General features: G+C 68.8%; 9 protein-coding genes. 5 read left to right on the top strand and 4 right to left on the bottom strand.

The window, feature by feature from the left end; all coding sequences use genetic code 11:
• Positions 1–122 precede the first annotated feature (122 nt).
• From AB0I19_RS07900 to AB0I19_RS07890, 3 genes are read left to right on the top strand one after another with little or no spacing between them, the layout of a single operon-like run.
• On the top strand, positions 123–2,312 hold the full coding sequence (locus tag AB0I19_RS07900; protein ID WP_357145914.1) for an MMPL family transporter: 2,190 nt from the start codon (positions 123–125) through the stop codon (positions 2,310–2,312).
• A 1-nt stretch (position 2,313) separates the two neighbouring features.
• On the top strand, positions 2,314–3,876 hold the full coding sequence (locus tag AB0I19_RS07895) for a glycosyltransferase family 39 protein (protein ID WP_357145911.1): 1,563 nt from the start codon (positions 2,314–2,316) through the stop codon (positions 3,874–3,876).
• Between the two features lie 8 nt (positions 3,877–3,884).
• Complete coding sequence (locus tag AB0I19_RS07890) at positions 3,885–4,952, top strand: alpha/beta hydrolase family protein (RefSeq protein WP_357145908.1); 1,068 nt, start codon at positions 3,885–3,887, stop codon at positions 4,950–4,952.
• Between the two features lie 3 nt (positions 4,953–4,955).
• Here the strand turns inward: AB0I19_RS07890 and AB0I19_RS07885 are convergent, their stop codons facing one another.
• The gene (locus tag AB0I19_RS07885; protein ID WP_357145905.1) at positions 4,956–5,600 is read right to left on the bottom strand and encodes a hypothetical protein; all 645 of its coding nucleotides are present in this window, start codon (positions 5,598–5,600) and stop codon (positions 4,956–4,958) included.
• A 76-nt stretch (positions 5,601–5,676) separates the two neighbouring features.
• The gene (gene hisS, locus AB0I19_RS07880) at positions 5,677–6,951 is read right to left on the bottom strand and encodes a histidine--tRNA ligase (RefSeq protein WP_357145902.1); all 1,275 of its coding nucleotides are present in this window, start codon (positions 6,949–6,951) and stop codon (positions 5,677–5,679) included.
• Positions 6,952–7,036: 85 nt separating this feature from the next.
• On the opposite strand from hisS, the gene AB0I19_RS07875 reads away from it, so the two are divergent.
• Complete coding sequence (locus AB0I19_RS07875; RefSeq protein WP_067636132.1) at positions 7,037–7,933, top strand: peptidylprolyl isomerase; 897 nt, start codon at positions 7,037–7,039, stop codon at positions 7,931–7,933.
• 107 nt (positions 7,934–8,040) lie between these two features.
• A complete protein-coding gene (locus AB0I19_RS07870) occupies positions 8,041–8,625 on the top strand; it encodes a hypothetical protein (RefSeq protein ID WP_357145899.1) in 585 nt (194 codons plus the stop codon).
• 48 nt (positions 8,626–8,673) lie between these two features.
• On the opposite strand, the gene AB0I19_RS07865 is transcribed toward AB0I19_RS07870, so the two are convergent.
• A complete protein-coding gene (locus AB0I19_RS07865; RefSeq protein WP_357145896.1) occupies positions 8,674–9,090 on the bottom strand; it encodes a DUF4913 domain-containing protein in 417 nt (138 codons plus the stop codon).
• Positions 9,087–10,913 carry a TraM recognition domain-containing protein gene (locus AB0I19_RS07860; RefSeq protein WP_357145893.1) on the bottom strand — a complete coding sequence of 609 codons (1,827 nt, stop codon included), beginning with the start codon at positions 10,911–10,913 and terminating at the stop codon, positions 9,087–9,089. Before AB0I19_RS07860 ends, AB0I19_RS07865 begins: the two co-directional genes overlap by 4 nt.
• Positions 10,914–10,923 lie beyond the last annotated feature (10 nt).

The raw sequence follows: 10,923 nt of genomic DNA, 5'->3' as shown, positions 1-10,923 counted from the left end.
ACGGCTCACAGCGAAATTCCGGGATCGATTGTGACCGACCGCAATATCGATGTTTCACGACCGAAAAGTCGCTCGACAATGACAAGTTCGACGCCATCGAGAAATGTCGTTGGGAGCCGGATGTGTACGCCGAATTGAGGCAGTGGGGCGATACCGTCGTGCGGCGCAGGTACGCCGTCATCGTGACGGTGGTCGCGGGATTGCTGGCGCTGGGAGCCTACGGTCTCGGCCTCGGCGCCGACCTGAGCTCGAGCGGCTTCGACGATCCTTCGTCGGAGGCGGTGCGCGCGGCGCACGTGCGCGACAACGCCTTCGGGCGCGATCACAGCTCGGATCTGCTGCTGGTGTTCCGCGCACCGGACGGCACGACCATCGACGACCCCGCCTTCGCCGCCACCGTCGTGGCGGGGCTCAACGACCTGCCGCAGCGGTTCCCCGACCGGATCGACCGGGTCAACGGCGCGTACTGGCCGACCGATACCGGGATGGCGTTGCCCGAGGTGTTCGGCTCGCCGGCGCGCGACAAGGCCTTCGCCTCGATCGCGATCAAGGGCCTGAACCCCACCGAGCAGGGCCGCAACTATCGGGAGATCGCCGACGAGCTCACGATTCCCGGGGTCCGGATGGAGGTGGCGGGCGGGCAGCCGGTCGCCGCGGCGTTGAACGACACGATGGTCGAAGACCAGCGGCGGGTGGAGCTGTTCGCCGTGCCCGTCGTGGCGGTGCTGCTGTTCTTCGTGTTCGGTGGTGTGGTCGCCGCCGCGCTGCCGCTGATCGTCGGCGGGCTGACCATGCTCGGCGCCTGGGGTCTGCTGCGCCTGCTCACCACGGTGACCGAGGTGAATTCCTTTGTGTCGCCGGTGGTCTCGATGATCGGGCTCGGACTGGCCATCGACTACGGGCTGTTCGTGCTCAGCCGGTTCCGGGAGGAACTGGCCGAGGGCCGGTCGGTGGAGGACGCGGTGCGCAACAGTGTGTCCACCGCGGGACGCACGGTGCTGTTCTCGGCGCTGATCGTGGTGGTCGCGGCGGCGGGCATTCTGGTGTTCCCCCAGGGCCTGCTCCGCTCGTTCGCCTACGGCGCGATGATCACCATCACGCTGGCCGCGCTGACCTCCATCTCGCTGCTGCCCGCGATGCTCGCCGTGCTCGGCAGGCGGGTCGACCGGTTCGGTGTCGACTGGTTCCGCAAGCCGGTCGCCCGCGACCCCGGCAACGCCTGGGGCAGGCTGGCCGCCGCGGTGATGAGGCGCCCGCTCGCGGTGGCGGTTCCGGTCTGTCTCGGCCTGCTGGTGCTGATCTTCCCGATCCAGCACCTGGCCTTCGGATCCATCAACGAGAAGTTCCTGCCACCGACCCATCCCACCCGGCTGGCCCAGCAGCATTTCGACGAATCGTTCCCACTGCGCCAGATCGACCCGATCGACCTGGTCATCGTCACCTTCGATCCCGGAACCGCCGATGTCGTGCGCGCCGACGCGAACCGGGCCCCCGGCCTGGCCGCGCCGTTCGCCGAACCGATGCGGTCACCGTTCCAGCCCCAGGTGCTCACCACCGGCACCGTGCTGGCCGAAGCCGCCGACGCCGAGGCGACGATCGAGTACCTGCGGTCGATGCCGCTGCCGCCGGGCACCACGCTGCTGGTCGGTGGTCAGCCCGCCGTCGAGAAAGACAGCATCGACGCGCTGGTGACGCGGATGCCGCTGATGATCGCGTTCGTCTTCCTGGCCAGCACGCTGCTGCTGGCGCTGACTTTCGGCTCGGTGGTGTTGCCGTTGAAGGCCGCGGCGCTGAACCTGCTCGGGCTCGGTGCCACCCTCGGTGTCCTCACCTGGGTGTTCATCGAGGGTCACGGTGCGGGGGTGTTCGGTTTCACGCCACAACCCGTCATGGCGCTGGTTCTGGTGATCATCGTGTCGGTGATCTACGGCCTGTCCACCGATTACGAGGTGTTCCTGCTCTCGCGCATCGTCGAGGCCAGGGCGGCGGGCGCGTCCACCACCGAGGCGGTGCGGGCCGGGGTCGCCGGAACCGGGCGGATCATCACCGCCGCCGCGCTGATCCTGCTGGTGGTGACCGGCGCGTTCGCGCTGTCGGAACTGCTGATGATGCAGTACATCGCCTTCGGGATGGTCACCGCGCTGCTGATCGACGCGACCGTGCTGCGGTTGGTGCTGGTACCCGCGTCCATGCGGTTGCTCGGTGACGCCTGTTGGTGGGCGCCGCGCTGGTTGACCCGGCACCGACCCCTACCCGAATCCGATTCCGCCACATCCGTTCCCGCACCGGTTGTCGTCCGCGAACGGGACTGACATGAACCTCCGCAGCCTCGACGCACCCGCGCCGACCGTCGGCGCACTGCCTGCCTTCGCCTGGCGGGAGGTGTCGGTGGTCGCGGCCGTGGCGGGGACCCTGTTCCTGATCCGTCTCGACCGCTACGGCATCGGCGGTGACGAGCTGTATTTCCTTGCGGCCGGGCGGCATCCGTCGGTGAGTTATGCCGATCAGGGGCCGCTGGTTCCGTTGCTGGCCGCACTGTCGGATCAGCTGGCGCCGGGTTCGGTCGTGGCATTGCGCTTGCCCGCGTTGCTGTTCACGGTGGCCGCCGTCGTCCTCAGTGCGGTGATGGTCCGGGAGTTCGGTGGCGGACGGCTCCCCCAGACCGTTGCCGCGCTGGCCTACGCGACCACCCCGATGGCGGTGATGCAGTCGGCGATGCTGAGCACCTTCGCCCTCGACATCACGCTCACGGCGGTGCTCGCGTGGCTGCTGATCCGGTGGGTGCGCACGCGCGCGGACGGGCTGTTGATCGCGGCGGGGGCCGTGGCCGCGCTCGACTTCCAGGTGAAGTGGCTGATTCCGATCATCTGGGCGGTGCTCGCGTTCGGTGTCGCGATGTTCGGTCCGCGCGAGATGTTGCGGCGGCCCGCGTACTGGGTCGGCTCGGCGCTGTTGGTCGGCTCGGCGGTGCCGATTCTGTGGTGGCAGTACGGCAACGGCTGGCCGCAGCTGGCCATGGGCGCGGTCGTGCGCGACGAACAGCTCGCCACCGCCGACGTGCTCGCGGCGCCCTGGACGATGATCCAGGTCACCGGGGCGGGTGGGTTGCTGCTGCTCGCGGGGATGTGGACGGGGCTGCGCTCGCCACGATTCCGGCCGTATCGGTTTCTGATCCCGATGATCGTGATCGGGCTGAGCGGGGTGGTGCTCGCGGGTCTGCGGCCCTACTTCGTGGCCGGGGCCTTTCCCGGTCTCTTCGCCGCGGGCGCGGTATATCTGGCGGACCGGGGGCTGTCACGCCGGGAACTGGTGTTCGGCGGTGCGGTCGCCGGGCTGGCGACGACCATCTGTGTCGCACTCGTGCTCGCCCTGCCCCGACCGGAATCGGCGCTGCGGACGGCCACCGAGGACTACGCCCAGATCCATTCGCGCAGTGTGCTGTTCGGGCCGAGCGGGTGGGACGACCTGGTCGGCTCGGTGCGGCGGACCTATGAGCAACTGACGCCACAGCAGCGCGCCGGGCTGGTGATCGTGACCCAGAACTATTGGCAGGCAGCGGCACTCGAGCACTACGGCCCCGCGGCCGGTCTGCCCGAGGTGTACAGCCCCAATCGGGGCTACGGCTACTTCGGCGCACCACCGGACAGCGCGACCACGGTGCTGTACGTCGGGGTGGACGGCCCGGAGGCGGGTCTGCGCACCGGTTTCGCGCACACCGTCCCACTCGCCCGACTCGACGAACCGCTGGGCTTTCCCGGTGTGAACCGCGGTGTAGCGGTGTGGTTGTGCACCGGACCGAGCCGGGCCTGGTCGGCGCTGTGGCCAGACGCCAAAGAGCTGCGCCTCGTCGACGGAACGACAAGACACGCGCGATGAACGGAGCGATGACAGTGCTGCATTCGATGCTGCGAAGGCTCGTCCTGTCGGTGGTGCTGGCCGCCGCGGGTCTCCCCGTCGCCGTGGCCGCGCAGGCGGCCCCGGACCTCGTGGCCGCCCGGGCCATGGACGCGGCCCGCCCCGCCCCGAACGGGTCGTTCGCGGTGGCCGCCGCGGCGAACGGCCCGGGCCGGGTGATCGACCTGACGGTGCACTCGGCGGCCATGAACCGCCCGGTCACCGTCGCGGTGATTCCGGCGACCGATCCCGAAGCGCCCGCCGGTGCGCTGTATCTGATCAACGGTGTCGACGGCGGCACCGACACCCCGGACTGGCGCGAGGGCAGCAACTGGTTCACCAAAACCGATGCCCTGGACTTCTTCGTCGGCAAGCAGGCCACCGTCGTGATGCCGATCGGCGGCGCGGGCACCTTCTACACCGACTGGCAGTCCGACGACCCCGGCACCGGACGCAACCGATGGCTCACCTTCCTCACCACCGAACTGCCACCGATCATCGACTCCGCCTTCCACGGCACCGGCCGCGACGCCGTCGCGGGGCTGTCGATGGCCAGCTCGGCGGTGTTCCGGATGGCACAGGAAGCCCCGCGACGTTTCCGGATGGTCGGCTCCTTCAGCGGGTGCGTGCAGACCAGCAATCCGGCAGGTCAGGCGATGGTCGCCTCGATCGTCACCGCGCGCCGCGGCAATCCGCTGAACATGTGGGGACCGCCCACCGACCCGGCCTGGGTCGCCAACGACGTGGCACTCAATGCCGAGCGGCTGCGCGGGGTGGGGGTGTATGTGAGCACGGGCAACGGCATGCCCGGCCCGCTGGACACCCTCGACGGCCCTGGCATCGGGAACAGTCCGCTCAAACTGATCGATCAGCTGGTGATCGGCGGCGTGCTCGACGGGATCACCGTGGTGTGCACCAAGCTGCTGCGTGACCGGCTCGCCGCGCTCGGCATCCCCGCCGACTTCGACTTCCGTCCGGCGGGCACGCATTCCTGGGGTTACTGGGAACAGGACATGCACACCTACTGGGAGCGGGTCGCCCCGCTGCTCGAGCCGTAGGGCTCAGACCAGTTCGGCCACTTGCGAATCCGACAACACCACCGGCGACACGGCATCCTGAGCGCGGACCAGGCGGACGCCGCGGTACAGCGGTCGTTCGTCGAGCCCGGCGTCGCGTGCCTCGGCCCGCAACTGGGCGACCAGCACTTCGGAGATGGCGACCGCGGCCACCAGTGGCGCCGCGGCCAGCGCGTCCGCCAGTTTGCGCAGGCCGAGCAGGTGCAGCTCGCGGCCGCTGCCCGCATCGGTGTACATGGCCAGCGGCACCAGCTGGGTTTCCTGGCCCGCCGTCACGCGCAGCACGATGCGGCTGAGCCGACCGGGGAACACCAGCAGTTGCGCACCCGAGGTGTCGGCGAGGTCGATCCGACGCTCACCGACGAGGCGATGAGCGTGGATCATGGTGCCGTCCAACCACATCCGCCTGCGCTTGAACGCCATCGCGTACGCGAGTGTGGGGACCGCGACGATCAGGCCGAGCAGGACGGCGTAGGCCCAGCTCAACCAGATCGAGGTCACCAGCATGACCACGACGCCGACGGCGAACGCGCCGAGCGAGAGTTTGCGCAACATCGGGGCGAAAACCTCGGGTGCGACCAGGTCGATGCCGATCGGTTCCGTCGCCGGTCGCCCGGAATCCCCGCTCACCACAGTCCCTCTCACCGCCGCCGGCCCGCCCGGCGTGGGGCGCGGTCAGATTACCGCGCCCCGTGCACGTCGTCTGCTAGCGGCCGAGGCCCGCTCGCAGAACCCCGACGACCTCGCCGAGCGGCACCTGGCGTTGGTCGCCGGTGGCCATCTCCTTGACGCCGATCTCGTTGTTCTCGAGATCGCGGTCGCCCAGGACCAGCGTGAACTTCGCGCCGGACCGGTCGGCACCCTTCATCGCGCCCTTCATGCCGCGCCCACCGTAGGCCAGGTCGACGCTGATGCCCGCGCCACGCAGCTCACCGGCCAGCGTGACCATCCGCGCCTTGGCCGCGTCACCGAGGGCGACGCCGTAGACCTGGCAGCGCGCCGGATCGGCGGCCGACTTGCCCTCGGCCGCCAGCGCGAGCACGGTCCGGTCGACACCGATACCGAAGCCGATACCCGACAGGGGCTGCCCGCCGAGCTCGGCCATCAGCCCGTCGTAGCGCCCGCCACCACCGATGCCCGACTGGGCGCCGAGCTGGTCGTGCACGAACTCGAAGGTGGTCTTGGTGTAGTAGTCCAGGCCGCGGACCATGCGCGGGTTCACCACGTAGGGCACGCCGAGGGCGTCGAGGTGGGCGAGCACCTGCTCGAAGTGCGCCTTGGCCGACTCCGACAGGTGGTCGATCATCAGCGGCGCGTCGGCGGTGAGTTCGCGGACCTCCGGGCGCTTGTCGTCGAGCACGCGCAGCGGGTTGATCTCGGCGCGGCGGCGGGTCTCCTCGTCCAACGGCAGGTTGAACAGGAACTGCTGCAACAACTCCCGGTACTGCGGGCGGCAGGTCTCGTCGCCGAGGGAGGTGATCTCCAGGCGGAACCCGTCCAGGCCGAGCGCCCGGAAACCGGCGTCGGCGACGGCGATCACCTCGGCGTCGAGCGCCGGATCGTCGACGCCGATCGCCTCGATACCCACCTGCTGCAGCTGCCGGTACCGACCGGCCTGCGGCCGCTCGTACCGGAAGAACGGTCCCGCGTAGCACAGCTTGATCGGCAGCTGACCGCTCTTGTCGAGCCCGTGCTCGATCACCGCCCGCATCACGCCCGCGGTGCCCTCGGGCCGCAGGGTGAAGCTCTCCCCCTTGCGGTCGGCGAAGGTCCACATCTCCTTGCTGACCACGTCGGTCGACTCGCCGACACCCCGCGCGAACAGGGCGGTCAGCTCGAATATCGGCAGCTCGATGTGCCCGTACCCGGCCAGTCGGGCGGCATGGACCAACCCGTCGCGCACGGCGACGAACTCGGCCGAACCGGGCGGCACGTAATCCGGAACCCCCTTCGGGGCACTGAAGCTGCTGGTCTTGGTCACGATCACCCAGTTTTCCCCACGGGCGCCCTCCACGTCCAACCGGTTACCCTCTAGGCGAACCTGACGACACGGGAGGAACGCGGTAGTGCCGAGTAACGAACAGCGACGGGCGGCGGCCAAGCGCAAGCTGGAGCGCCAGCTGGCACGACGGGCCGAGCAGGAGAAGAAGCGTAAGCGCCTGACGATCGCCGGGTCGGTGCTCGGCGTGATCGTGGTCGCGGCCGCGGGCGTCGGGGTGTACTTCCTCACCAAGGGCGACGACTCTCCCTCGGCGAACGCCGAGTCGTCGTCGGCGGTGCCGACGACCACGTTCGTCAACACGCCGCTCGACCTACCCGCACCGCCGCCGCCCGCCCCCAAGCCGGCGACGGTCGACTGCTCGTACCCGGCCGACGCCGAGCCGCCCGCCAAGCCGGTGACGGCGCCCGCGGTCACCTCGGTGGCCACCGATGGTCCCGAGGTGAAACTGTCGATCGACTCCACCCAGGGCCCGATCGGCCTGTCACTGAACAGCGCACAGGCGCCGTGCTCGGTGAACTCGCTCGTGAGCCTGGCCCAGCAGGGCTACTTCGACAAGACCAGCTGCCACCGCATCGTGGCCAGCCCCGGTTTCGGCATCCTGCAGTGCGGTGACCCGACGGCCACCGGCTCGGGCGGCCCCGGCTACAGCTTCGACAACGAGTACCCCACCGATCTGTACCCGAACGGCGACCCGGCGCTGAGCCAGCCGGTGAACTACAAGCGCGGCGTGATCGCCATGGCCAACGCGGGTATCTCCCCCGAGGGCAAGGGCACCAACGGCAGCCAGTTCTTCCTCGTCTTCGGCGACACCGAACTGCCACCGAAGTACACCATTCTCGGCACCATCGACGAGGCGGGCCTGGCCACCTTGGACAAGGTCGCTGGCGCGGGCGTCGAGGGCGGCGCCCAGGACGGCGGCCCGGCGATGCCGATCTCGTTCAACACCGTCAAGGTGGGCTGACACCCCAGCTACCACGACACGGGCCGGACGCCTCGCGTGTCCGGCCCGTTCGTCGTTTTCAGGGTAGGCTCAGATGTCCACTTCCACAGCGGCATCGGGGAGCAGTCATGGCGGAACTCGACGACATCGGCAGCGAAACGGCGGCGATGATGCGCACCATGCTGCAGATGGCAACCCTGGTCGCCCTCAAGTCGCGCGAACACGGTCAGAAAGAGGCCGAGTCCCGCGCCAAGGCGATCGAGGCGAAGATGAAGGAAGCGCGCGAACTGCAGATTCGCGAGGCGCGCGATCTCAAGGCCAAGGACCCGCGCAATATCGAGCTCAAGCAGATGATGACGGTCGGCGCGCGCTCGGTGGAGACCCGCGGTCTCGAATCGCGCGGACTCGAATCACGGACCACGGAGTCACGCGGCGTCAGCCTCGTCAAGGACGCCACCTCACCGTTCGCGGGCGCCACCCCGAACTACGACTCGACGGAACGGCGAGCGGCGATCGCCGCGCATCTGCAACGTGCCGGTGTCGCACCGGAATTGAGTCAGGTGCGCATGCTGGTCGAAATGGGGCACGGTATCTCCCCGGACGAGGCGATCCGGCTGCGCGACGCGGCCGCACGGACACCGCAGGTGCGCGCACGGGGCCTGGAACGCGGGCTCGAGCTGGGCATCGAACGCGGCATCGAACGCGGACGCTGAGCCGGACGGTGCCACGGTGCCATCGAGCACCATGGCACCGCGACACCCTCAGGCCGGGTAGTTGCTGCCCTTGTTCCAGAGCCCGTTGTTGGGCTCGGACCACTGATCCTCTTCCGGCTTCTTCAGCGGCAACGAGGAGAGCATTTCCTTGTGCCCGTTACGGACGCTGCAGTATTTGAACGGACCACGCGGGTCGAACAGCTTGGTCATGTGCGGGTCGGCGTGCTCGAGGAACCACACGCTGATGCCGGGGCCGCCCTTCATCCGGAAGTGCTCCCACGCCTGCCACACCGCGTCGAGACGCACCGCGGCCTCCGGGTGGCGCCACCATTCCGGGCACCACACCGTGTCGCTGATATCGGTGACCTGACGTTGGTAGAGCTTGCTCAGGTACTCGCCGACGAATTCCGTCACCCCGGCGTAGACCCTTCCCTGCGCCTGCACGTTCGAAATATCTTCGCTCACAGCGGCTTGACCTCCTCGACTTCACCGATCTCATCCGGCGGAACTGACTTCGCCAGCGCAGGCGACCCGAACAGATCGTCGATGCGCGTCTTGCGGGTGGGGTCGTTGTTCTCGATCGACCTCTTCACCGCGTCGGCGTATTTGGACTCCCACCACGGGACCGTGCGCACGAGCACGGCGGGCTGGCCCGAGGTGAACACCACGGCGCGACCGCGCGGCAAGGTCGCCAGCCCCTGCGGGGTGAACGTCACCGACGAACTGAGTGAGCGGGAATAGCTCTTGCTGTTTCCCGACTGCGACACCGACGCCGAGATCGAGTCGTACTCACCGATCGCCTCGGAACGGTCCCGCAGGAAGGCCATGTCGTCGACGCCACTGCCGAGCACCTTGATGTTGGCCGCCGACCACAGGGCGTTCATCCCGTCCTCACCCCAGCAGCGCGCGCCCTGGGCCCACGACTGCAGCACCGTCATCACGACGATCCCGCGCGAACCGAAGTGGCTGTACTGCTTGGGCAGATCCTTCCACCGCACCACGTTGGCGGCCTCGTCGAGCACCGCGAGCAGCGGGATCGGCAAGCGGCCGCCGGACGACATCGACGCCTTGCGCATCGCCACATCGACGACCGCCTCGGTGAGGGCACTGACCAGCGGGGCCGCCGAGCCGCGTCCCTCCAGAGACAGGCAGTACAGCGTGCCGTTGCGTTCGATGAACTCGAGCTCGTCGAATTGCGGCCGTGCCTCGCTGCCCGGCGTAACCCAGGCGTGCACGTTGGACAGCTGCAGGCAGCGGATCATCTTCTTGGCGTACCCGAAGATGCCTGCTTTGGTTCGCTGTTCGGCGTTGTACTGCATCGCCAGGCCGGAGGCGATGAAGTGTTGGCCGACATCGCGCAGATGCTGAATCGGTTCGGGATCCTGGGGATTGGTCACCCATTCCCACACCTGCGTGATCGGCTTCCCGGCGATCGCGGCGGCGAGAAACAGCGCCGCGAGCAGATCTTCGGCCTCCGGGCCGAAGTAGCTGTCGCCGTCGTCGGAGCTGGAGCTGGTCTCGGCGTCGGCGAAATGGCCCGCCAGGCGCGCGGCACGCATCTCGCAGCCTTCGGTGCGTGGGTTGACCCACGAAAGCGGGTCCCAGTACCAGGTCGCCCGTTCGCCCGCGACACCCTGCGGGTCGAAGACGAAGGTCTTGCTGCCCTTGGCTTCCTGCACATCGCGGGTCGCGTCGACCACGTCTCGTTTGTTCGAGGTGGCGAGCACCGGCCCGATCGCGGACAGGATCGCCGGGATCACCCGGGAGGTGGACTTGCCCTGCCGCGGTCCCCAGATGTCGAGGTGCAGATCCTCGTAGGAGCCGTACAGCGGGGTGCCGTCGGCGACGGCGATCCCGATCGGAACACCGGGCGCGTCTTCGGTGCCGAGTCGCATACCGAGGTCCTTGGCCTTCTGCCGCACCCCCTCCTCGGTGATCGAGGCGATCGCACTCCCACTACCCATGTAGTCGGCCTTGTCGTCGATCGCCAGCCGTCCCGCGCCCGCCCGCTTCTTCATCTGCTTGCGGATGTAGAAGTAGGCGAAGATCGCCGCGATCACCAGCAGTACGATCACCGTCGACGCGCGCGGCCAGTGCAGTTTGCCCCGGGCGAGGTCGGCCACCACCGCGATCGGGTTGGCGGGCACGTTCTGCGGCTGCACCGACAGGGCGTTGCCCAGGTGCAGGGCGGCGGCGAGAACGCCGAGCGTCGCGAAGCCGAACACGATCAGGATGAGCGTCGTGTCGGGCCCGACCGCGGCCGGGTCCTTCACCTTTTTCTTCGCCACGTGTGCCTCC

The sequence above is a fragment of the Nocardia sp. NPDC050413 genome, assembly GCF_040655475.1.
GTDB lineage: Bacteria > Actinomycetota > Actinomycetes > Mycobacteriales > Mycobacteriaceae > Nocardia > Nocardia coubleae.
Note: the sequence above shows the minus strand (reverse complement) of the source record. Positions and strands in the feature narration are given on the sequence as shown.